Source organism: Massilia sp. Mn16-1_5, from assembly GCF_004798585.1.
Classification (GTDB): domain Bacteria; phylum Pseudomonadota; class Gammaproteobacteria; order Burkholderiales; family Burkholderiaceae_D; genus Telluria.
Window position 1 is genome coordinate 210,353 of the sequence record NZ_PPXQ01000008.1, and the last position, 21,512, is coordinate 231,864.

Consider the following 21,512-nt stretch of genomic DNA (forward strand, 5'->3'; position numbering starts at 1 on the left):
TGTTCGCCTCTCTACTATTCAGATATTCAAAAGGACGTAGGGTGGACGGCTCTGCCGTCCACGCGGTGATCGTTATCGGCTCCGATGTCGTGCTCGAACCGGCATACGCCAACTATCACCGCGTGGACGGGGAACCCGTCCACCCTACCCGTCAACGTGACGGTCATGCAAAAGCCATCAAACGCCGTATGGAATCCAGACGTTTTTCACCTGGCTCGCGTGCTGCAGCACGGTACGGCCGCAGGCCTGCTTCGCATCGAACCAGTCACGGCCCTTGCCGCCGCCAACCCACGTACGCTTCAGCGTTTCCGACGACAGGCGCTCGACCTCGGCGCAGCCCTCGGCCGAGCCGTCGTGACGCCACACGGCATCGACGTCGCCGTGGGTTGCCAGCGTACGCGCCAGCTCGTCGGCCGAACCGGTAACGATGTTCAGCGCGCCGCCCGGCAGGTCCGAGGTGTCCAGCACCTGGTACAGGTCGGTCGCCGACAGCGGGTAGGCTTCCGACGGCACCGCAACGACGCGGTTACCCAGCGCCAGCGCAGGAGCGACCAGCGAGATGAAGCCCAGCAGCGGATTCTCGTTCGGGCAGACCACGCCGATCACGCCGACCGGCTCGTTCAGGGCGACGGTGATGCCGTGCATCGGCGGCTGGTGTGCTGCACCGTCGTACTTGTCGCACCAGGCGGCCCAGTAGAACAGGCGCTCGATCGAGGCCGCGACTTCGCGCTGCGGGTCGCGCACGCCGGTCATGGCGGCCAGGCGGGCTGCGAATTCCTCGGCGCGGATCGCCAGGTTCTCTGCGATGTAGTACAGGACCTGCGCGCGGTTGTGCGCGGTCGCTTTCGACCAGCCGGCAGCTTTGTGGGCGGCTTCGACGGCGTTGCGGATATCCTTGCGGTTACCCTCGCCGACGTCGGCCAGGAAGGCGCCGTTGGCGCCGTTGATCGCGCGGCTGTAGGCGCCGTCAGGGCGGGCCTGCTTGCCGCCGATGTACAGCTTGGCGGTGCGGTCCACGGCGAACGGGCTGCCGGCGTCCGATGCTTTCACTTTGCCTTTTTCGGCAACGATTGGTGCGGCCGGGCGCGCATCTTCCGACAGCGGGGTCAGGTACTCGTACATGCCTTCCTTGCCGCCTTCGCGGCCGAAGCCGGATTCCTTGTAGCCGCCGAAGCCGCAGGCTGCGTCGAACTGGTTCGCGGTGTTGATCCACACGACGCCGGCCTTGATCTGCGGCGCGACGTCCAGCGCCAGCGAGATCGATTCCGACCACACGCAGGCGGCCAGGCCGTAGACGGTGTTGTTGGCCAACTGGACGGCTTCGCCCGGGGTGCGGAAGCTCATCGCCACCAGCACCGGGCCAAAGATTTCGGTCTGCGCGACGGCGGCCGAGGTCGAGGCGCCGGTGATCAGGGTCGGCAGGTACCAGGAGCCGGCAACTGGCGCTTCGCAGGTCGGCTGCCAGATTTCGCAGCCTTCTGCACGGGCGGCTTCGACCAGGCCATGGATGCGCTGCTGCTGCACCGGATCGACCAGGGCGCCGATATCGTTCGACTTATCGAGCGGCGAACCGACGCGCAGGTTCTGCATGCGCACCTTGACCTTGGCGATGAAGCGGTCGTAGACCGATTCCTGCACCAGCAGGCGCGAGCCGGCGCAGCAGACTTGGCCCTGGTTGAACCAGATCGAATCGACCAGGCCTTCGACGGCCGCGTCCAGGTCGGCGTCGTCGAACACGATGAATGGCGACTTGCCGCCCAGTTCCAGCGACAGCTTCTTGCCGCTGCCGGCGGTGGCCTTGCGGATGATGCGGCCGACTTCGGTCGAACCGGTAAAGGCCAGCTTGTCGATGCCTGGGTGGTTGACGATCGCTTCGCCCACGCGGCCGTCGCCGGTGACGATGTTGACCACGCCCGCAGGCACGCCGGCCTGCTGGCAGATCTCGGCGAACAGCAACGCGGTCAGCGAGGTGTACTCGGCCGGCTTGAACACGATGGTGTTACCGGCAGCCAGCGCAGGCGCGATTTTCCAAGCCAGCATCAGGACCGGGAAGTTCCACGGCACGATCTGGCCGACGACGCCGACGGCGCGGTAGTCGGCGAATTCTTCCGACTGCAATTGCGCCCAGCCGGCGTGGTGGTAGAAGTGGCGCGCGGCCAGCGGCAGGTCGGCATCGCGGGTTTCGCGGATGGTCTTGCCGTTGTCCAGGGTCTCGAGCACCGCGAACAGGCGCGAGTGCTTTTGCAGCAGGCGCGCGATCGCGTACATGACTTTCGCGCGGCCGTGGCCGCCCATCGCGACCCAGCCCGGCTGCGCGCGGCGCGCGGCTTCGACGGCGCGGTTGACGTCGTCCGTGGTGGCTTGCGTGACTTGCGCCAGTTCCGAACCGTCGGCCGGGTTGTTCGACGCGAAGGTCTCGACGCCCTCGCTCCACGCGTTATCGATGAACAAACCAAAACGGCGTCCGTGCTGGTCCAGCCACGCTTGCGCTTCTTTGGTGCTCTCGGGTGCGGGGCCGTAATCCATAGTTTGCAGAATCTCTTTAATTGTTGGCATGACGAATCCGTTCGGTATTTAAGGTTGCGCGTGGCGGTGGGCGGCCGAGTAGGCGCCGGTCACGTAGTGCTCGAGCTGGCGCTCGATGTCGGTCATCAGGCTGGACGCGCCGATGCGGAACAGGTGCGGCTGCAGCCAGTCGTTGCCCAGCTCTTCCTTCATGACGGTCAGGTATTGCAGCGCGGCCTTCGCAGTCGACACGCCGCCAGCCGGCTTGTAGCCGACCTGGAAGCCGGTCTGCTCGTAGTATTCGCGGATCGCGCGGGTCATCACCAGCGAGACCGGGATGGTGGCGTTGACGCCTTCCTTGCCGGTCGAGGTCTTGATGAAGTCTGCGCCCGCCATCATGCAGACCCACGAGGCCTTGGCCACGTTGTCCAGCGTGACCAGGTCGCCGGTGGCGAGAATGGCCTTCACGTGGGCGTCGCCACAGGCCTGGCGGTAGGCGAGCATCTCGTCGTACAAGGCTTGCCAGTTACCGGTCAGGACGTGCTGGCGGGTGATGACGATGTCGATCTCGGTGGCGCCGGCGGCGACACTCAATTCGATTTCGCGGATCTTGGTTTCCAGGCTCGACAGGCCGGCCGGGAAAGCGGTCGACACGGCGGCGATCGGCAGGCGGCCCTGCAGGATCTTCGCGGCCGGCTGGATCATCTCGTGGTACACGCAGACGGCGCCGGTGGTCAGCGACTCCAGGCCGAGGGCCTGCATCAGGTCGGCGCGCAGCGGGCGCATCGCCTTCATGCACAGGCGCTCCACGCGGCCCGGGGTGTCGTCGCCGCCGAGGGTGGTCAGGTCCATGCACTGCACGGCGCGGATCAGCCAGGCGGCCTGGTATTCCTTTTTCACCGTGCGGCGGTTGGCCAGGCTGGCAGCGCGGCGGTCGGCCGCATTGCGGTTGACCTTGATGTGGTTCACCCAGCCGAGGTCGAGGCCGACGGCGGTGTTACGTTTGAAGTCCAGGTTCTGGGTCATAGCAGTGCGGTTCCGTTGGAGAGAGGTTTGACGCCAAGGTGTTTGGCCAGCGTGGCGCCGATGTCGGAGAAGGTCGACGCGGTCGGCAGTTCCTGCGGCGCGACGTTCGGGCCGAAGAAGATCATCGGGATGTGTTCGCGGGTGTGGTCCGAGCCCGGCGCGGTCGGGTCGCAGCCGTGGTCGGCGGTGATCACGACCAGGTCGCCGTCCTTCAGTTTCGCCATGAACTCCGGCAGGCGCGCGTCCAGCTCGTGCAGCGCGTTCGAGTAGCCGGCGACGTCGCGGCGGTGGCCGAAATGCATGTCGAAGTCGACGAAGTTCACGAACGACAGCGACTTCGCTGGGGCGGTGTCCGCCACTTCGACCAGACGGTCGAACAGGGCCATGTTGTCCGGGCCCTTGATCAGCTGGGTCACGCCCTGGGCCGCGAAGATGTCGCTGATTTTACCGAGCGCGATGACTTCGCCGCCTTCGTTTTTCACGTGGTCGAGCAAGGTTGGGCTTGTGGGCGGCACGGCGTAGTCGTGACGGTTCGAAGTGCGCTTGTACTTGCCATTCGCGCCCAGGAAAGGACGCGCGATCACGCGGCCGATGTTGTAGGGCTTGACCAGTTCGTAGGCCGCTTCGCACACTTCATACAAGCGATCCAGGCCGAAGCTCTCTTCGTGCGCGGCGATCTGCAGCACCGAGTCGGCCGAGGTGTAGAGGATCGGCTTGCCGCTGGCGACGTGTTCGTCGCCCAGTTCGTCGATGATGGTGGTGCCCGAGGCGTGGCAGTTGCCGAGCCAGCCCGGTACGCCGGTGAGTTCCTGCAGCTTGTCCGTCAGCTCCTTCGGGAAGGACGGCACGGTCTTCGGGAAGTAGCCCCAGTCGAACAGCACCGGCACGCCGGCGATTTCCCAGTGGCCGCTCTGCGTGTCCTTGCCGGTCGACTGTTCGCGCGCGACGCCCCAGGCGCCGGTAAAGCCCTCGCGTTGCGTAAAACCGGCGGCCCATTCGCCGCTCGCCTTGTGGGCTGCGGCAGCCAGGCCGAGACGCTCCAGGTTCGGCAGCGACATCGGCTTGCCCTCTTTCGCAGCCCATTGCGCGATGTGGCCGAAGGTGTTGGCGCCCGCGTCGCCGTATTTGTCGGCGTCGGGCAGCGCGCCCAGGCCGAAGGAGTCCAGCAGGAGGATGAATGCGCGTGACATGGAAGTCCTCGAGGTTTATTGGGCGGCGCGCGGGATCGAACCCAGGCGCTCGGTGAACGAATGGATCAGGGTGACCAGGTCTTTCGCCGCGATCGCCGCGTACTTCAGGGTCTGCTCGTGCGACAGCGGGAACGGCGACAGGCCTTCGGCCAGGTTGGTGATGGCGGAAATACCCACCACTTTCAGGCCGCAGTGGCGCGCCGAAATCACTTCCGGCACTACCGACATGCCGACGACATCCGCGCCCATCGTCTTGAACGCGCGGATTTCAGCGGCGGTTTCGAAGTTCGGGCCCGGCGCGGCCAGGTACACGCCTTCGGCGATCGTGATGTCCTTGGCGGCTGCAGTCTCTTTCACCAGCGCGCGCAGGTCGGCGTCGTAGGCGTTGGCCATGCTGAAGAAGCGCGGGCCGAACCGGTCGTCGTTCGGGCCGGCCATCGGGCTGCCCGGCAGCAGGTTGATGTGATCCGACAGGACCACCACGCTGCCGGCGTCGACTTCGGTGCGCAGCGAACCTGCGGCATTCGTCACCAGCAGCATCTCGCAGCCCAGCAGCTTGAAGGTGCGCACGGCCGAGGTCATGACATTCGCGCCGTATCCCTCGTAGAAGTGGCCGCGGCCCTTCATGCACACAACCGGCACGCCGGCCAGCGTACCCAGCACCAGTTCGCCCGCGTGACCGTGCACGGTGCTGATCGGGAAGCCCGGCAGTTCCGAGTAGCTGATCGAGACCGCGTCCGCCATCTGCTCGGCGAGCACGCCGAGGCCGGAACCGAGAATCATCGCCACGCGCGGCTCGAACCCTGGTTTGCGGGCGCGAATGATCTCGGCGGCTTCGAATGGGGTATTGCTGGACATGAGAATTCCTTCTAGTGAATCTGGGATGGGAGCTTGGTGCGGGCTGTACGTTGGAGCGGCCCGGCGTCGCAGAGGGGACGCAGATAAGCCAAAAATTATTATAACTATGCATTATCGCGGATATGTATGGCAAATACCATTTCTCTTGCTCATTTATATGAGGAGCGACTAAATGGCTGAGCCGGCCGTTGGCCTCCCGCGACACGTGCTCGGTCGTCAATATCGGTTGACTCCAACCAAACATTTGTCTAGCATGGACAAACATTTGTTTAAAACCAGGCCGACGTGACCGACCTTTCGAAAAAAGAACAGCTCTACGCGCTGATCCGCGCCAATCCCTTCATTGCCCAGAACGAGCTGGCGACCGAATTGAACCTGTCGCGTTCGGCCGTGGCCAACTACATCGCGACCCTGGTGCGCGAGCGCCGCCTGCTCGGGCGCGCCTACGTGCTGCCAAGTGCCCGCCCCATCCTGTGCATCGGCGCGGCCAACCTGGACCGCAAGCTGCGCGCCGCCGGTCCGCTGGCGATGGGCAGCTCGAACCCGGCCAGCGCGGTCGAATCCTTCGGCGGCGTGGCGCGCAACATCGCCGAGAACCTGGCGCGGATGGGCGCGAAGGTCGGCCTGATCACGGCGGTCGGCAAGGATTCCTCCGGCAGCGCCCTGCTCGGCCACGCGGACGGCGCCGGCATCGACACCCACGGCGCCTTGAAACTGGATGATGCCGCCAGCGGCACTTACACCGCAGTGCTCGACAGCGACGGGCAGATGGTGGTCGCGCTGGCCGACATGGCCCTCTACGACCGCATCACACCAAGCTTCCTCGACCTGCGCCGCCAGCAGCGCGCCGGCGCCTCGCTGATCGTGGCCGACCTGAACCTGAACCGCGAAGCCATCGAGACGCTGCAGATCGATGCCGCGCGCGATGGCGTCGATCTCGTCATCGTCGCCGTCTCGGAGCCGAAGATGAACCGCCTGCCGGAATCGCTGCAAGGCGTGCGCCTGCTGATCCTGAACCGCGGCGAACTGGCCGCGCGGCTGGGACGCACCCTCGACAGCGACGACGAACTGGCCGGCGCCTGCCGCGAACTGCAGGCGCAAGGCGCGCTGGACGTCGTCGTCACCCTGGGGCCGCGCGGCGTGCTGTTCACGACGCCGGGCGGCGTCGAACGGCTGGACGCGCCGCCCGCCCAGGTGGTCGACGTCACCGGTGCCGGCGATGCCTTTTCGGCCGCCGTCTGCCTGTCGCTGCAAGGCGCAAGCGCCGACCTGGCGCTGGCCTGCCGCCGCGGCCTGGCGCTCGCCACCATGACCATCGCCTGCCGCGAGACGGTCTGTCCGAACCTGACGCCCGAAACCTTCGGCGCCCTTATCTAAGTACTGGAACCACCATGCACTCCTTCCTGCTGTTCTCTCCTGAAGTGGCCGCCGCCCGCAACGCCGGCCGCCCCATCGTCGCGCTCGAGTCGACCATCATCTCGCACGGCATGCCCTACCCGCAGAACGTGCAGACCGCACGCAAGGTCGAACAGATCATCCGCGACGCCGGCGCCGTGCCTGCGACGATCGCCATCATGGACGGCAAGATCTGCATCGGTCTCTCCGACGAGCAGCTCGAGACGCTGGGCACCGCGCCCGACGCCATCAAGGTGAGCCGGCGCGACCTGGCCTACGTGCTGTCGCAGCGCCTGCTGGGCGCGACCACCGTGGCCGCGACCATGATCTGCGCGCAGCTGGCCGGCATCGAAGTGTTTGTTACCGGCGGCATCGGCGGCGTGCACCGCGGCGCCGAAACCAGCTTCGACATCTCGGCCGACCTCCAGGAACTGGCCCAGACCAGCGTCGCCGTGGTCTGCGCCGGCGTGAAGTCCATCCTCGACATCGGCCTCACCCTCGAATACCTGGAAACCCACGGCGTGCCGGTGGTGAGCGTCGGCCAGCCCGGCTTTCCTGCTTTCTTCACGCGCGAATCGGGTTTCAATGCCGACTTCCAGATCGACAGCGCCGCGGACCAGGCCAGCTTCATCCGCACCAAGTGGCAGCTCGGCCTGCAGGGCGGCGTCGTGGTCAGCAATCCGGTGCCCGCGCAGTCCGCGATGCCGAAGGAGGAAATCGACCGCATCACCGAACAGGCTTTGCAGGAAGCGGAGCAGCAAGGCATCAGCGGCAAAAAAGTGACGCCGTTCCTGCTGGCGCGCATCAAGGAACTGACCGAAGGCCGCAGCCTGGCCACCAACATCGCCCTGGTCGAACACAACGCGCTGATCGGCGCGCGCCTGGCCGTGGCCTTGAACACACACGCCGCATAAATAAAACATGTCGATCGACCTGAAACAGCTGAAATACTTCCTCGCCGTGGCCGAGGAAAAAAGCTTCAGCCGCGCCGCCGAGCGCCTGCACATCTCGCAGCCGCCGCTGTCCCAGCAGATCATGAAGCTGGAGGCGGAACTCGGCGTGCGCCTGTTCGCGCGCACCACGCGCAGCTTCGAGCTGACCGTGGCCGGCAAGGCGCTGATGGCGGAAGCCTCCGACCTGCTGGGCCGCATGCGCATGACGATCGACACCATCCGCCAGATCGACCGCGGCGAAGTCGGGCGCCTGCGCGTGGGCATCGTCGGCTCGGCGATGTGGGGACCGATCCCGAGCCTGCTGGAACGCTTCCAGAGCGAATTCCCGAAGGTGACCTGGACCATCCACGAACTCGGCCCGGACGAACAGTTCGAGGCGCTGCGCTCGAAGCAGATCGACGTCGGCTTCTGGCGCGAGCCGCGCCTGGACGAGGAAGCCTTGAAAGCGGCGCACCTGCACCAGGAACTGTGCTTCCGCGAGAACGTCTGCGTGGCCGTACACAAGCATCACCCGCTGGCCGCGCGCGAGGCGATCGACCTGCTCGACATCGCCAGCGAGCCGATGCTGACCCTGCACCTGAGCCAGTCGGCCGAGCCGCGCTATCTGATCCAGTGCTGCGTGAATGCGGGCTTCCAGCCGATGATTTTCCAGGAAGCGGCCGAGCCGCAGACCCTGCTCGCCATGGTCGGCGCGGGCCTGGGTGTGGCGCTGATGCCGGAGACGACCAGCCGGATCGGCTGGCCGGGCGTGGTCTTCGTGCCGATCGTGAAGAACACGCCGTCGGCGAATTTGTACATCACCTATCCGAGCCAGGACGACGCACCCGTTGTGCGGGCGTTCCTGAAGATCCTGAAGCCGGACGGTGGTTAAGGGTTTGTAGGGTGGGCTCCGCCCACGCGGTACGGTGGTCGATATGCGATTACATTTTCGGGAGCCGTCGCCGCAGATCGACCGGTGATACCGCGTGGGCATAGCCCACCCTACATCAGTGGGTCGCGCCCTCTACCTCAATATGCTCGGCACCACCCCGCACAGCTACCTCCACCGCCACCTTCAATCCCTCGACGATCTCGGATAGCCCCATCGACGGCGCGCCATCGATCGCAGCCGCCTGCTCCGGCAGGTAAGGCACGTGGATAAAACCACCGCTCACCTCCCTACCCTGCACGTGATGCATCAAGCCATAAAACACGTGATTGCACACGAAGGTGCCCGCCGTCTGCGACACCGAGGCCTTTAGCCCCCGCTCGCGCATCGCGCCAACGATCGCCTTGACCGGCAGCGACGCGAAATAGGCTGCGGGACCGTCAAGCGCAATCGCCGCGTCGACCGGCTGCTGCCCGTCGTTGTCGACGATCGGCGCATCGTCGACGTTGATCGCGACCCGCTCCACCGTCAGGTCCGCACGGCCGCCGGCCTGGCCGACGCAGATCACGACATCGGGCTTGATCTCGTCCACCGCGCCGCACAGCACCCGGTTCGCCTGGCCAAACACGCAGGGCAGCTGCAGCACTTCGACCAGGAAGTCGCCGTCCACCCAGCCCTTGAGCGCGCGCACCGCCTCCCAGGCCGGATTGATGGTCGCGCCGTTGAAGGGCTCGAAGCCAGTCAGCAAGACAGTCTTTTTCATCGCTATCGATTCATCAGGAAATAAAGGAGGACGATGTTCGCCGCCAGCAGCGGCAGCGCGGTCGGAATCTGCGCCTTGATCACCGCGTTTTTGTCAGGCAACTCCAGGAGCGCCGCGGGGACGATATTAAAGTTCGCCGCCATCGGCGTCATTAATGTGCCGCAATACGCGCTGAACATGCCGATGGCAGCCATGACAGCAGGATCGGCCCCGTATTGTCCAACCAGCACGGGTACCCCGATGCCGCCGGCGATTACCGGGAAGGCGGCAAAGCCATTGCCCATGATGATAGTAAACAGCGCCATGCCGATGCAATACAGGGCCACCGCCGCCAGGCGTGAATCGACCGCGAACCAGGACGTCGTCACCTGCGCCACCGCCTTGCCGACGCCCGCCTCGGCGAACAGGAGGCCGAGCACCGCCAGCATGTGCGGCAAGGTCACCGCCCAGCTCATCGCATCGACCAGGCGGCGCGCTTCGCGCAGGCCCTGCACCGGACTGGCCCGGGTCAGCCAGCAGGCCGCGCCCAGCGCCAGCAGCGCCGCCAGCCCCAGGCAGGCCAGGGTCAGGTGCGCCTTGTCAAACAGGGCCCATGCGCCGATATGGGCGTCCTTCAGCAGCGTCGCGCCCAGCACGGTCACGAGCGGAATCACCAGCGCCGGCAGGAACAGGCGGTTGCCGAGACGCGCGGCGCTGGCGCGGCGTTCGGCCTCAGGCAGCGTGCCGTGCTTGCCCGGCAAGACCCGCCCGCAGCCGGCCAGCAGCGCCATCGCGATCATCAGCGCCCCGGCCAGCGCCGGCGCCATGTAATCACCGACCAGGTAGACCGCCGCGTACAGGCCCCAGAACAGGCTCGAGGTGACACGGCGCGGATGGTCGCGGTCGAACGCGGTCAGCAGCGCCACGAAGCCCAGCAGCAGGCCGACCAGCACATACAGCAATCCGAGCGAGAAGATCACTTGCTTGCCCCCTCGCGGCGGATGGCGGCGTCGAGCCGGCGCAGGTTCCAGCTGTGGATCACGAAGGCGCACACCGCCGTCGGGATGCCCCATAAAGCCATGCGCAGCGGATCGACCTCGATCCCTTCGGCGCGCAGGATGGTCTGCATCAGCACGATGGCGCCGAAGGCCACAAAAATGTCCTCGCCGAAGAACAGGCCGACGTTGTCGGTGGCCGCCGCCATCGCGCGGATGCGGTGGCGCAGCGCGTCCGACAATGTGCCGTTACGCGCCTCGGCCGCGCCTTCGGCCAGCGGCGCGACCAGCGGCCGCACCATCGAAGGCTGCCCGCCCAGGCTCGTCAGGCCGGCCGCCGCCGATACCTCGCGCAGGAACAGGTACACGATCAATAGGCGCCCGGTCGTGGCCGAACGGACTTTCGCGATGCTGGCCATCGCGTGCTCCTTCAGGCCGAAGCGCTCGAGCAAGCCGATTGCCGCCAGCGGCAGCAGCAGCACCAGCGGCAGGTTGCGCGTCTTGATGAAGGCAGTGCCGAGCGACTCGAGTACCTGCATGACCGGCATCGCGGCCGCGGCCCCGGTGACGCCGCAGGCGGCGACCACCACCAGCACGGGATTGGCGCGCAGCAGGAAGCCGGCGGCGATGACGGCTACGCCCAGCAGCGGCCACAGGTTGACGGTGGTGTGCATGCACTCTCCGGCTCAGTTGCTCAGTTGATCAGCGGGAAGTGTAACTGAAGCCCGCGCACGCTTGATCGCGCTCATGCTTTGCGCGACCCTGTTCTCTAATCTCGGGACACAAACGACGAGGAGACAGCATGCGCCCGCCCGCCTTCCTTCCAGCCCTGCGCCGCTTCGCTAAACGGCTGAGTCCGCTCATCCTGTGCACCATGCTGGCCGCCTGCGGCGGTGGCGTGGCGATCGGCTTCGGTTACTACGACGACGACTTCGACGACCACCACGACAAGCCCGATCGCCCGGCCCCCGAGACCGGTGTCTTCCTGATCGCCGGCGACCTGTGTCCGACCTGTGGCGGTTCGCTCGACGGCACGGGCTCGGGCGCGCGCTTCGACGCGCCCGAAGGCATCGTCAACGCCCCGGACGGCAACCTGTACGTCGCCGAGAAGAACAGCGCGACCATCCGCCGCGTCTCGCCCCAGGGTGTCGCGACGACCTTCGCCGGCAGTGTGGGCGCCATCGGCAGCCAGGACGGCGCCGGCAACGCGGCGCGCTTCAACACGCCGACCCGGCTCGAGGCGGATGCAGACGGCAATGTGTACGTGACCGATACCGGCAACTCCCTGATCCGCCGGATCAGCGCCGCCGGTGCCGTCACCACGCTGGCCGGCGCGGCGGGCCAGTGCGGCAGCGCGGACGGCGACGCGCGCAACGCCCGCTTCTGCTCGCCGCAGGGCATCGCACTCGACCGCCAGGGCAACCTGTACGTGGCCGATACCCTCAACCACACGATCCGGCGCATCGACCGCGCCAACGTGGTGAGCACCATCGCCGGGGCGGCCGGCTCCTGCGGCAGCAGCGATGGACGGGGCGGCGCGGCGCGCTTTTGCGAACCGCAGGACATCGAGGTCGACAATGCCGGCTACGTGTACGTGGCCGATACCGGCAATTCGACGATCCGCGAGATCGCGCCAAACGGAGACGTGCGCACGATCGCCGGCGCGGCGGGACAGTGCGGCAGCGCCGACGGCGTCGAGGGTCGCGCCCGCCTGTGCCGACCGGCCGGCCTGGCCCTCGACGGCAACGGCAGCCTGTTCGTGGCCGATACCGGCAACGGCACCATCCGGCGCATCAACACCTCGAACGCCGTCACTACCGTGATCGGGGTGGCGGGCAGCCAGAACAACGTGCTCGGCCCCCTGCCCGGCGGCCTGAATGCGCCACGCGGCATCGCGGTGTTCGGCGCCGGGGCGCTGGCCGCGACGACGCAGAACCTGGTGCTGAAACTGGTGCCGCGCTGAAGCCGGCGCCGGAATGAGGAATTACGCCGGACGCACCGGCGTGGCGGCCATGTCGCCCACCACCGTGTTCCAGGGGCGCACGTGGAACGCTCGCACCAGGCCGTGGGTGACGTACGGGTCCTTGGCGGCGAACATCTGCGGGACTTGCGGGCTGTCGCAATTGAAGACCAGTAGCGCGCGGTCGGCCGGCTCACCCAAAGCACCGGCGAGCACGATCTCGCCGCGCTCCTGCGCTTCCCAGGCCAGTTTCAGGTGCTCGTCGCGAAATTCCGGGCGGCGCTCGAGGTAGTCGGGCGCGAGATCATAGGTCAGCAGGTAATGCACGGCGGTTCCTCGGATATTGAATGGACAATGAAAGGCCATCTTACCCGAAGCCGCTTCGATGCATCTTGCCGATGCAATCCAGGTCCGGGCGGGTGCCGGTGTGTGTTTCTGTAGCGAAAATCATACTCTCCCGTCGATCATTCCAAATGCTGCGGTGCATTGCGACTTGGCGCACAGAACATTTTCTGCCGACGAGGTAGACTGGCTCCATGAACACATCGAGCAAAAAAGTGGCGGCAGGGATGGCGGGCTTCGCCAGCGTGTTGTGGCTGGGCCTGACGGCCGCCGTCGCGGCCAACCAGCGCCGGCTGGTGTTCAACCCGACGATCATCCCCGAAGTCAACAGCCCGCGCAGCAGCGGCCACCGTACCCGTCCGATCGTGCTGCGCGCGAAAGACGGCACCCGCCTGTGCGGCTGGCTGATGACGCCGCGCGTGCCGGGTCCCCGTCCTGCCGTGCTCTACTTCGGCGGGCGCTCCGAAGAGGTGTCCTGGGTCGTGCGCGACGCCGGCAACCTGTTCCCGAACATGACGGTGCTGGCCCTGAACTACCGCGGCTACGGCAATTCCCATGGCATTCCAGACGAGACCCTGCTGATCGAAGATGGCTGCACCTTGTTCGACTGGCTAGCCGCCCTCGGCCAGGTCGACGCGCGCCGCATCGCGGTGGTCGGGCGCAGCCTCGGTTCCGGCGTGGCCGTGCAGGTCGCCAAGGAAAGGGCCGCGCACTCGGTCGTCCTGATCACGCCCTACGATTCGATCCTGGCGATCGCCAAGCGCAAGTTCCGCGCGATGCCGATCGAGTACATGCTGCGCCACCGCTTCGAGTCGATCAAGCACGCCCCTTCGCTGAAGGTGCCGACCTATGTCCTGCGCGCCGAAAGCGACGACATCGTGCCGCACTCGCATACCGACCAGCTGTGCGAGAAGCTGGCCAACCTGATCCTGGACGACATCGTGCCCGGATCCGACCACATGAACATCCCCTACCTCGAAGCGACGCAAAGCCGCATCGCCGGCTTCCTGACCCAGCGCTTCAGTGCGCCCCTGAAGACGCCCGAGCTCCTTCAAACTGTGGCGTGATGGAAAAAAATGCCGAATGTTGTCGGCATTTATATTTCCATCGAATAAATTGCCAAGTAAAATCGTATTTGCCTTGCATCGGCGGACTGATGCATATTTGACAGGTTGAGCTGCAGGATTCCGATAGCGGATGACGCGGCGCATGGCCGGCCCTCCCCCAGGACGAGAAATAGCTGTTGTGATGACGCGACATTCGCGCCTACAGCTGTCTTGAGGAAAGGTTCCGATACAAATCGTAACCCCATGAAATGTCCGGGGCTGACACAATCCGCACGGCTTCACGCGCATCGCACCAGTGCGATGGCGCTGAGCCTTGCCTCTAGTCGGCCCTCCCAACGCAGCCGTTGCGCCGGGTACAATATCGAAATTCCAGGAGCTCATTCATGAAATTCAAGCAACTCAGCACCACGATTGCGGCATTGTTCATCGCCGGCAGCGCCATGGCGCAAGCGCCGGCAGGTGCACCGAAGCTGGGCATCGTCTACGATGCCGGCGGCAAGTTCGACAAGTCGTTCAACCAGTCCGCTTTCGAAGGCGCCGAGCGCTTCAAGAAAGAAACGAACATCCCCTACATCGAAGTCCAGGCCAACAGCGATACCCAGGCCGAGCAGGTGATGCGCGGCCTCGCGCGCAAGAAGCTCGACATGATCGCCGCCATCGGCTTCTCGCAGACCCAGGCCGTGGCCAAGGTCGCCAAGGAATTCCCGAAAGTCAAATTCGTCCTGATCGACTCGATCGCGCCGGGCGCGAACGTCAACTCGATCATGTTCAAGGAACAGGAAGGCTCCTACCTCGTCGGCGTCGCCGCCGCGATGGCCTCCAAATCCAAGAAGATCGGTTTCGTCGGCGGCATGGACATCCCGCTGATCCGCGCCTTCGCCTGCGGCTACAGCCAGGGCGCCAAGGCGCAATTGCCGAAGATCGAGATCATGTCGAACATGGTCGGCACCACCAGCGCGGCCTGGAACGACCCGGCCAAGGGCGGCGAGCTGGCACGCCAGCAATTCGACCGCGGCGCCGACGTCGTCTTCGCCGTGGCCGGTGGCTCGGGCATGGGCGCGCTGCAGATGGCCAAGGAAAAGGGCAAGCTGGCGATCGGCGTCGATTCGAACCAGAACTACCTGCACCCGGGTTCGATGCTGACCTCGATGGTCAAGCGCGTCGACGTCGCGATCTACGACTCGTTCATGCAAGTCAAGAACAACACCTGGAAAGCCGGCACGACCTACAAGGGCCTGAAGGAAGGCGGCGTCGACTGGGTGCTGGACAAGGACAACCGCAAGGTCGTCTCGCCGGAAATCGAGAAGCGCGTCAATGGCGTGAAGGCCGACATCATCAACGGCAAGATCAAGGTCATCGACTACCGCGCCGCAAGCAGCTGCCCGGTCTAATCCAATCCAGTTTTACAAAGAGCGCGCCGCGCCGGGGTTTCCGGCCCGGCGCGCTTTTGAATGAATGACTCACCTTTTTCACGACAAATCGCTATGCAGCCAGCCGTAGAATTTCGCAACATAAGCAAGGCCTTCGGGCCGGTGCAAGCGAACGCTGACGTCAGCTTCACGATCGCCAAGGGTTCCATCCATGGCGTCATCGGGGAGAACGGCGCCGGCAAATCCACCCTCATGAGCATCCTGTACGGCTACTACCACGCCGACAGCGGCCAACTCCTGATCGACGGCCAGGCGCGCAGCATCCGCAACAGCCAGGAAGCCATCGACCTCGGGATCGGCATGGTGCACCAGCACTTCATGCTGGTCGAGAACATGACCGTGCTCGACAACGTCATGCTGGGCGCCGAGGGTGGCTTCAAACTGGCTGCCAATCGCAAGGAAGTCGAAAACAAGCTGCGCGAGATCTGCACGCGCTACCGCCTCGACGTCGATCCGCTGGCCATCATCCACGACCTGTCGGTGGGCGCCCAGCAGCGCGTCGAGATCCTGAAGCAGATCTACCGCAGCGCCAACATCCTGATCCTGGACGAGCCGACCGCCGTCCTGACCGCCCAGGAAACCGCCTCCCTGTTCGAAATCCTGCGTCTCTTCAAGGACCAGGGCAAGACCATCATCCTGATCACGCACAAGCTGCAGGAGATCATGGACATCACCGACCAGGTGACGGTGCTGCGCGCCGGCCGCGTGTCGGGTGCGGTCGCGACAAGCGAGACCTCGAAAGAGCAGCTGGCCAACATGATGGTCGGCCGCCCGATCGAGGGCAACCTGCCGCGCAAGCCCTTCAATCCGGGCGCGCCGGTGCTGAACGTGAAGAACCTGCAGCTCAAGGACGCCAACGGCGTCCAGCTGCTGGCCGACATCGACCTGAACGTGCGCGCGGGCGAGATCGTCGCCATCGCCGGCGTCTCCGGCAACGGCCAGAGCGAGCTGATGGAAATCCTGGCGGGCATGCGCCTGCCGACCTCGGGCCAGGTCGAACTCGAAGGCAAGCCCCTGCCCTTCGGGCGGCGCACCAACGCCGACGGCCTGCCGGCCACCTTCCGCGAGCTCGGCATCGGCCACGTGCCGGAAGACCGCCTGCGCGACGGCGTGATCAAGGATTTCTCGGTGATGCAGAACACCGTCTTCGGCTACCAGGACCGCGTGAAAAACCGCTGGGGCCTGTTCGACTTCGAGGCGATTGCCAAGCGCTGCGCCCACTTGCTGCAGGCTTTCGACGTACGCCCGAACAATCCGGACCTGCGCATCGGCCTGCTCTCGGGCGGTAACCAGCAGAAGGTCGTGATCGCGCGCGAAGTCTCGGCCGCGCCAAAGCTGATGCTGGTCGGCCAGCCGACCCGCGGCGTCGACATCGGCACCATCGAATCGATACACACCCAGCTGCTGCGCCTGCGCGACGAAGGCGTGGCGATCCTGCTGGTGTCGGTGGAGCTGGAAGAAGTGCGCGCGCTGGCCGACCGCATCGTCGTCATGTCGGGCGGCCGCGTCACCGGCGAACTGAATATCGATGAATTCGACACCACCCGCATCGGCCTCCTGATGGGCGGCATGCACAAGTCATGAAACAGATGAAAACCACCGAACTGCCACGCTGGGCGACGGGCTTCGCCCTGCCGCTCCTGAACCTGCTGTCGGCGCTGCTGGTCGCCGCGCTCGTCATCCACCTGCTGGGCGAAAGCCCGGTCGAGTCGATGCACATCCTGATCAACTCCGCGATCGTCAATCCGGAAGGCCTGGCCTATACGCTGTTTTACGCCAGCACCTTCATCTTCACCGGTCTCGCAGTGTCGATCGCCATGAAGGCAGGCCTGTTCAACATCGGCGCCGAAGGCCAGATGTACTTCGGCGGCCTCGGTCTCACTCTCGTCCTGCTGGCCTTCGACGCCAGCCTCTCGCCCTGGCTCCTGATCCCGCTGGCGATGATCGGCGCCGCGATCTTCGGCGCATTGTGGGCTTTCCTGCCGGGCTACCTGCAGGCCAAGCGCGGCAGCCACGTGGTGGTCACGACCATCATGTTCAACTTCATCGCCGCCAGCCTGATGAACTTCATCATCGTGAAGTACCTCATCCCCGAAGGCGAACAGAATCCGGCCAGCCGCGTGTTTTCGGACGCCGCCGCCCTGCCGACCCTGAACACCTGGTTCCCCTTCTTCGGCGACACGCCGCTGAACATCGGTTTCCCGATCGCGATCGTGGCCCTCGTCATCTACGGCGTCGTGGTGTCGCGCTCGAGCTGGGGCTACCAGCTGCGCGCGACCGGCCTGAACCAGCACGCGGCCCACTACGCCGGCGTGCGCATCAGCCGCATGATCATCGTCGCCATGCTGATCTCGGGCGCCCTCGCCGGCCTCGCCGCCGTCAACTCGGTGATGGGCTCGACCCACTACCTGAGCCTGAACTTCCCGGCCGGCGCCGGTTTCGTCGGCATCGCCATCGCCCTGATGGGGCGCCAGCATCCGGTCGGCATCTTCCTGTCGGCGGTGCTGTTCGGCGCCCTGATCCAGGGCGGCTTCGACCTGTCGCTGGAAAAGCCGAACATCCCGGTCGAGACCTTCGTTTTCATCCAGGGCCTGATCATCCTGTTCTGCGGCGCGATGGAGAATTTCTACGCACCGGCCGTCCTGAAACTGATCAACGCAACACGCAAGGGTTAATCATGGAAGGCTTTGATATCCTCAATATCGTCGTCTCGACGGTCCGCAACGCACCGGTGCTGATGTTCGCCGCACTGGCCGGCCTGTTCGCCGAACGCAGCGGCGTCGTCGACATCGGCCTCGAGGGCAAGATCCTCGCCTCGGCCTTCGTCTCGGCCGCCGTCGGCTACACGACGCAGAATCCGTGGCTCGGCATCGCTGCCGGCATCGCCGTCTCCGTCGCCCTGGCGATGGTGCAGGCCTTCGTGTCGATCACCCAGAAGGGCAACCAGCTGGTCGCCGGCATCGCGATCAACATCGCCATGAGCGGCCTGACCTTCGTCGTCGCCCAGTACATCTTCCAGCAGGGCGGCCGCACGCCGGACCTGGGCGCGGCGCGCTTGTCCAACGTGGTGCTGCCGGGCGCGGAAGCCTTGGCCGGCGTGCCGGTGCTGGGCTGGATCTGGAACAGCCTGCTCGGCGGCCACTCGCCGCTGGTCTACCTCGCCTTCATCCTGCTGCCGATCGTGCACTGGATCGTCTACCACAGCCGTTTCGGCCTGCGCCTGCGCGCCTGCGGCGAGAACCCGCATGCGGCCGATGCCGCCGGCGTGTCGGTCGAGAAGACGCGCTACCTGGCGATGCTGGTCGCCGGCGTGCTGTGCTCGTTCTCGGGCGCCTACCTGTCGATCGTCCAGAGCGGCTTCTTCCTGCGCGACATGTCGGCCGGCGCCGGCTACCTGGCGCTGACCGCCCTCGTATTCGGCAACTGGCGTCCGCTGCAGACCGTGCTGGGCTGCCTGATGTTCGCCTTTTTCCAGGCAGTGCAGATCCAGATCGAAGGCGTCGACCTGCCGGTCGTGGGCCGCATCCCGGGTTCGCTGATCCAGATGATCCCATACGTCGTGACCGTGATCGTGCTGGCCGGCCTGATGGCGAAGTCGGTGGCGCCGAAGGCGATCGGCAAGCCGTTCGTGAAGTCGCGCTGATCGGCGCTTCGTAAGGATGAAGGGCGGCCTGCGGGCCGCCCTTTTTTTGTCCGGAAAGGATGGTGGGCTCGGGGCGCCCGGTGAAACCGTGGGCCAGGCCATTGGCCTGGCCTACCCCTACCTCATCACTCCCGCTTTAGGAGCACACCACCCGCATCCAGCTTTTGCAGCGCGTGCTTCTTGCCGCTCTTCGCCTCGTGCCAGGCCGGCAGCACGCGGAAGGTCAAGGCCAGGTCGTAGTCGCCGGCCACGCTGCCCGTATCCATCGGCACGTCGCCCGCCCGGTTCTGGTACCAGCGCAGCCATTCACTGGACCCCGGCGCGGGCGAGTTCAGGTAGGGTGCGCCCGCCTTGGAGTCGCCAGGCACCAGCGGCATCATGAAGGAGGCCATGCCTTTCGCCGGATTGGCCGCGTTCCACTGCGAGGCGCCATGGCAGCTGAGGCAGGATGAATTGGCGGCGCGCCGCAGCAGCACGCGCTGGCCGCCGCTGGCCACCGAGATGTCGTTCACGCCATGGTCGTTCGGCCCGGACAGGCGCCCTCCCCATCCCAGCGTCTCGGTGGCATACAGCGGCGCATTCGGATTGATCCAGGATTCGGAAAGCGCCGCACCCGGATTCGCGGCGCTGTCCACGCGCGGATCGTTGCCCCACTGCGCGCCCAGCGGCACCATCTGGTCCCACACGAAGCGGCTGCCCGGACGCGTGTTGCGGTCGTAGACCAGGGTCGTGAACACCCAGCCCGTCTGCGGTGCGGACTGCGTGTCCTTGACCACGATATCGACCTGCATCAGCCAGGCCTTGCCGAGCGTCGGCTGGTCGAACTGGCCGGTGGTGGCGTTCGTCGTCATCATCATCGGCCAGGCCAGCGCGCCGCGCATCGCCGGCCATTCGGCCGGACCGGCCGTGGTGAAGGCGAGTTTCACCGTGACGGAACCGTCGGCGTACTGGGTGGCGCCGCTGCCCAGCTGCGGAGCATGCGGGTCGCGCCAGATCGCGCCCAGGGTCTGCGCCCCGATACGGTTGTAATAAGTGATCACATAGGTCGTGAACGGCTTCTTCAGGCCGCTCTTCGGAAACAAGTCGTCTTCCACGCGCTCGAGTCCGACCAGCATGCCGTGGATCGCCTCGCGCTGCGCGCCCAGCCAGGGATCGTTGTACCAGCCGCGCCGGCCGGCATCCCAGTCGCCCTCGTCCAGCAGCAGCGCGACCATGTCGCGCGCGACGGCATCCTTCAGCGCCTGGGTGTAGGCGGCGGCGTTGCTGGTGTCGATCGGCGCATTGTTGATGGCGGTGCGCCAGGGCATGTGTGGGACCGGCAAGCCGGACGGATAGTCGTGGCTGAGCTTGAACAGCGGCCCCGCGTAGTCGCCGCGGGCCGGCGTGCGGCCGTTGTGGTCGAGCCAAGGGTCGGGTGTGGCGGCCGTTGCCGGCAGCGCCAGCAGCACGCCGACCACGGACAGGCAATAGCAGAGATACAAGGTTCGAATGCGCATGTTCGTTTCCTGAACGGAAGTGAAAACAGCCCATTCTTCTCCCCATCCATCCGCGCGAATTGCGGAGGAACAAGGTCCTGCGAAATGTGACTAATCGCTCGCCAAGGCCGCCGAGCGCTTGATCGTCCACGTCAACCCGAACCCCGCCGACACCCCGTTGTCGCGCAGGTGCAGCGGACTCTTGTCGTTCTTGCCGACGCCATAGTTCTCCGCGCGCAGGAAGGCATAGGCGCGCAGGTCCGGGTTGATCACGCGCGCAGCGAAGACGCCGGCGCGCACCAGGATCAGGCCGGCGTCGGCGCTGTAGGCGGCGCGGGTCGCGGTCGCGTATTCCGGGCGCACTTCATAGAAATAGCGGTTGATCTTGCTGTCGCCGACGACGGCGGCGAGCTGGGTGTCGAACAGCCACTTGCCGTCCTCGCTGCGCCGTTCGTAGACCAGGCGCGGCTCGAAGGTATAACCCTGGTGGCGCAGACCGCCGCGTACTTCCATCACCGCGCGCAGCGGCAGCTCGGCACGCAGGCCGGACCTGGCATCGAAACGGGCCAGGCGCAGTTTCAGGCGCGGACCGAATTCGGCCAGCGCGCCCAAATCCGGCATGCCGGCGCGCGCCTCGACGTCGTCGGAACGGGCCGGCAGGGACGCCGCCAGGCCGATGTCGAATTCCGCGCGATCGCTCTTGAACAGGCGTGCGCCGATGCCGCCCTGGTCCGAGCGGAAGACCTTGCCGCGGTAGATGATGAGGGGCAGGACCAAACCGCGCGTCTCGCGGTCAGCCGCGCCCGGATACGAAGGCGTGCTGACGACACCGCCGCCCAGTCCCAGCTCCCACAGCGGCTGGCCCGGACGCGACTCGGGAATGGCATCCTGCTGGGCGTGGGCGGCGGTCGCAGCCAGGCAGAGCCCGAGGCTGGCGAGGAGACGAGGCTTCATGCGGTGTCCGGTAAAAGGCGGCGCGGCGCGCCGGAACCGCCATTCTAGCCGCGGCCGCGCCAGCCCAGCCGCACGCCACGCCGGGCAAAGAAAAAGGCCGCGGACGTCA

At 65.9% G+C, this 21,512-nt stretch carries 19 protein-coding genes; 9 read left to right on the forward strand and 10 right to left on the reverse strand.

The window, feature by feature from the left end; translation table 11 throughout:
• Window positions 1-177: 177 nt before the first annotated feature.
• From C2862_RS11760 to xapA, 4 genes are read right to left on the reverse strand one after another with little or no spacing between them, the layout of a single operon-like run.
• On the reverse strand, window positions 178-2,556 hold the full coding sequence (locus C2862_RS11760) for an aldehyde dehydrogenase family protein (protein WP_373888254.1): 2,379 nt from the start codon (window positions 2,554-2,556) through the stop codon (window positions 178-180).
• Window positions 2,557-2,574: 18 nt separating this feature from the next.
• Entirely contained in the window at window positions 2,575-3,531 is a 957-nt protein-coding gene (deoC, locus tag C2862_RS11765) for a deoxyribose-phosphate aldolase (RefSeq protein WP_136220309.1), read from the reverse strand.
• Window positions 3,528-4,721 (reverse strand): phosphopentomutase, encoded by a 1,194-nt coding sequence (locus C2862_RS11770; protein WP_136220310.1) that lies wholly within the window; start codon window positions 4,719-4,721, stop codon window positions 3,528-3,530. The genes deoC and C2862_RS11770 overlap by 4 nt, the downstream gene beginning before the upstream one ends.
• Before the next feature lie 15 nt (window positions 4,722-4,736).
• Window positions 4,737-5,579, reverse strand: coding sequence for a xanthosine phosphorylase (gene xapA, locus C2862_RS11775; RefSeq protein WP_136220311.1), 843 nt, complete (start codon window positions 5,577-5,579; stop codon window positions 4,737-4,739).
• A 285-nt stretch (window positions 5,580-5,864) separates the two neighbouring features.
• Here xapA and C2862_RS11780 point away from each other — a divergent pair, with 285 nt between their 5' ends.
• The 3 genes from C2862_RS11780 to C2862_RS11790 are packed head-to-tail and all read left to right on the forward strand — an operon-like array spanning window position 5,865 to window position 8,798.
• Window positions 5,865-6,956, forward strand: a complete 1,092-nt coding sequence (locus tag C2862_RS11780; RefSeq protein ID WP_136220312.1) for a carbohydrate kinase — start codon at window positions 5,865-5,867, stop codon at window positions 6,954-6,956.
• A 14-nt stretch (window positions 6,957-6,970) separates the two neighbouring features.
• Window positions 6,971-7,888 carry a pseudouridine-5'-phosphate glycosidase gene (locus C2862_RS11785; RefSeq protein WP_136220313.1) on the forward strand — a complete coding sequence of 306 codons (918 nt, stop codon included), beginning with the start codon at window positions 6,971-6,973 and terminating at the stop codon, window positions 7,886-7,888.
• Between the two features lie 7 nt (window positions 7,889-7,895).
• Window positions 7,896-8,798, forward strand: a complete 903-nt coding sequence (locus C2862_RS11790) for a LysR family transcriptional regulator (RefSeq protein ID WP_136220314.1) — start codon at window positions 7,896-7,898, stop codon at window positions 8,796-8,798.
• Between the two features lie 115 nt (window positions 8,799-8,913).
• Here the strand turns inward: C2862_RS11790 and pcp are convergent, their stop codons facing one another.
• The 3 genes from pcp to C2862_RS11805 are packed head-to-tail and all read right to left on the reverse strand — an operon-like array spanning window position 8,914 to window position 11,206.
• Window positions 8,914-9,558, reverse strand: coding sequence for a pyroglutamyl-peptidase I (gene pcp / locus C2862_RS11795; protein WP_136220315.1), 645 nt, complete (start codon window positions 9,556-9,558; stop codon window positions 8,914-8,916).
• 2 nt (window positions 9,559-9,560) lie between these two features.
• Complete coding sequence (locus C2862_RS11800) at window positions 9,561-10,517, reverse strand: DUF979 domain-containing protein (protein ID WP_210735961.1); 957 nt, start codon at window positions 10,515-10,517, stop codon at window positions 9,561-9,563.
• Window positions 10,514-11,206 carry a DUF969 domain-containing protein gene (locus C2862_RS11805; RefSeq protein WP_136220317.1) on the reverse strand — a complete coding sequence of 231 codons (693 nt, stop codon included), beginning with the start codon at window positions 11,204-11,206 and terminating at the stop codon, window positions 10,514-10,516. The genes C2862_RS11800 and C2862_RS11805 overlap by 4 nt, the downstream gene beginning before the upstream one ends.
• A 128-nt stretch (window positions 11,207-11,334) precedes the next feature.
• On the opposite strand from C2862_RS11805, the gene C2862_RS11810 reads away from it, so the two are divergent.
• Complete coding sequence (locus C2862_RS11810) at window positions 11,335-12,495, forward strand: SMP-30/gluconolactonase/LRE family protein (RefSeq protein WP_136220318.1); 1,161 nt, start codon at window positions 11,335-11,337, stop codon at window positions 12,493-12,495.
• Window positions 12,496-12,516: 21 nt separating this feature from the next.
• Here C2862_RS11810 and C2862_RS11815 read toward each other — a convergent pair whose 3' ends face one another.
• Complete coding sequence (locus tag C2862_RS11815) at window positions 12,517-12,819, reverse strand: YciI-like protein (protein ID WP_136220319.1); 303 nt, start codon at window positions 12,817-12,819, stop codon at window positions 12,517-12,519.
• 209 nt (window positions 12,820-13,028) lie between these two features.
• On the opposite strand from C2862_RS11815, the gene C2862_RS11820 reads away from it, so the two are divergent.
• From C2862_RS11820 to C2862_RS11840, 5 genes are all read left to right on the forward strand, one after another.
• Entirely contained in the window at window positions 13,029-13,901 is an 873-nt protein-coding gene (locus tag C2862_RS11820; protein ID WP_136220320.1) for an alpha/beta hydrolase, read from the forward strand.
• 383 nt (window positions 13,902-14,284) lie between these two features.
• Window positions 14,285-15,292, forward strand: a complete 1,008-nt coding sequence (locus C2862_RS11825) for a BMP family protein (RefSeq protein ID WP_136220321.1) — start codon at window positions 14,285-14,287, stop codon at window positions 15,290-15,292.
• 93 nt (window positions 15,293-15,385) lie between these two features.
• A complete protein-coding gene (locus C2862_RS11830; protein WP_136220322.1) occupies window positions 15,386-16,915 on the forward strand; it encodes an ABC transporter ATP-binding protein in 1,530 nt (509 codons plus the stop codon).
• A gap of 5 nt (window positions 16,916-16,920) precedes the next feature.
• Window positions 16,921-18,006 carry an ABC transporter permease gene (locus tag C2862_RS11835; protein WP_136220358.1) on the forward strand — a complete coding sequence of 362 codons (1,086 nt, stop codon included), beginning with the start codon at window positions 16,921-16,923 and terminating at the stop codon, window positions 18,004-18,006.
• 2 nt (window positions 18,007-18,008) lie between these two features.
• Entirely contained in the window at window positions 18,009-18,974 is a 966-nt protein-coding gene (locus tag C2862_RS11840; RefSeq protein ID WP_136220323.1) for an ABC transporter permease, read from the forward strand.
• Between the two features lie 125 nt (window positions 18,975-19,099).
• Here C2862_RS11840 and C2862_RS11845 read toward each other — a convergent pair whose 3' ends face one another.
• Together C2862_RS11845 and C2862_RS11850 are read right to left on the reverse strand one after the other, a co-directional pair.
• Window positions 19,100-20,470, reverse strand: a complete 1,371-nt coding sequence (locus tag C2862_RS11845) for a hypothetical protein (protein WP_136220324.1) — start codon at window positions 20,468-20,470, stop codon at window positions 19,100-19,102.
• 90 nt (window positions 20,471-20,560) lie between these two features.
• Window positions 20,561-21,403, reverse strand: a complete 843-nt coding sequence (locus C2862_RS11850) for a MipA/OmpV family protein (RefSeq protein WP_136220325.1) — start codon at window positions 21,401-21,403, stop codon at window positions 20,561-20,563.
• Window positions 21,404-21,512: the final 109 nt, after the last annotated feature.

Coding starts and splice junctions, on each gene's coding strand:
- C2862_RS11820 (WP_136220320.1), top strand. CDS start 13,029: ATGAACACATCGAGCAAAAAAGTGGCGGCAGGGATGGCGGGCTTCGCC.
- C2862_RS11785 (WP_136220313.1), top strand. CDS start 6,971: ATGCACTCCTTCCTGCTGTTCTCTCCTGAAGTGGCCGCCGCCCGCAAC.
- deoC (WP_136220309.1), bottom strand. CDS start 3,531: ATGACCCAGAACCTGGACTTCAAACGTAACACCGCCGTCGGCCTCGAC.
- C2862_RS11810 (WP_136220318.1), top strand. CDS start 11,335: ATGCGCCCGCCCGCCTTCCTTCCAGCCCTGCGCCGCTTCGCTAAACGG.
- C2862_RS11830 (WP_136220322.1), top strand. CDS start 15,386: ATGCAGCCAGCCGTAGAATTTCGCAACATAAGCAAGGCCTTCGGGCCG.
- C2862_RS11825 (WP_136220321.1), top strand. CDS start 14,285: ATGAAATTCAAGCAACTCAGCACCACGATTGCGGCATTGTTCATCGCC.
- C2862_RS11835 (WP_136220358.1), top strand. CDS start 16,921: ATGAAAACCACCGAACTGCCACGCTGGGCGACGGGCTTCGCCCTGCCG.
- C2862_RS11770 (WP_136220310.1), bottom strand. CDS start 4,721: ATGTCACGCGCATTCATCCTCCTGCTGGACTCCTTCGGCCTGGGCGCG.
- C2862_RS11760 (WP_373888254.1), bottom strand. CDS start 2,556: ATGCCAACAATTAAAGAGATTCTGCAAACTATGGATTACGGCCCCGCA.
- C2862_RS11850 (WP_136220325.1), bottom strand. CDS start 21,403: ATGAAGCCTCGTCTCCTCGCCAGCCTCGGGCTCTGCCTGGCTGCGACC.
- C2862_RS11790 (WP_136220314.1), top strand. CDS start 7,896: ATGTCGATCGACCTGAAACAGCTGAAATACTTCCTCGCCGTGGCCGAG.
- pcp (WP_136220315.1), bottom strand. CDS start 9,558: ATGAAAAAGACTGTCTTGCTGACTGGCTTCGAGCCCTTCAACGGCGCG.
- xapA (WP_136220311.1), bottom strand. CDS start 5,579: ATGTCCAGCAATACCCCATTCGAAGCCGCCGAGATCATTCGCGCCCGC.
- C2862_RS11840 (WP_136220323.1), top strand. CDS start 18,009: ATGGAAGGCTTTGATATCCTCAATATCGTCGTCTCGACGGTCCGCAAC.
- C2862_RS11845 (WP_136220324.1), bottom strand. CDS start 20,470: ATGCGCATTCGAACCTTGTATCTCTGCTATTGCCTGTCCGTGGTCGGC.
- C2862_RS11805 (WP_136220317.1), bottom strand. CDS start 11,206: ATGCACACCACCGTCAACCTGTGGCCGCTGCTGGGCGTAGCCGTCATC.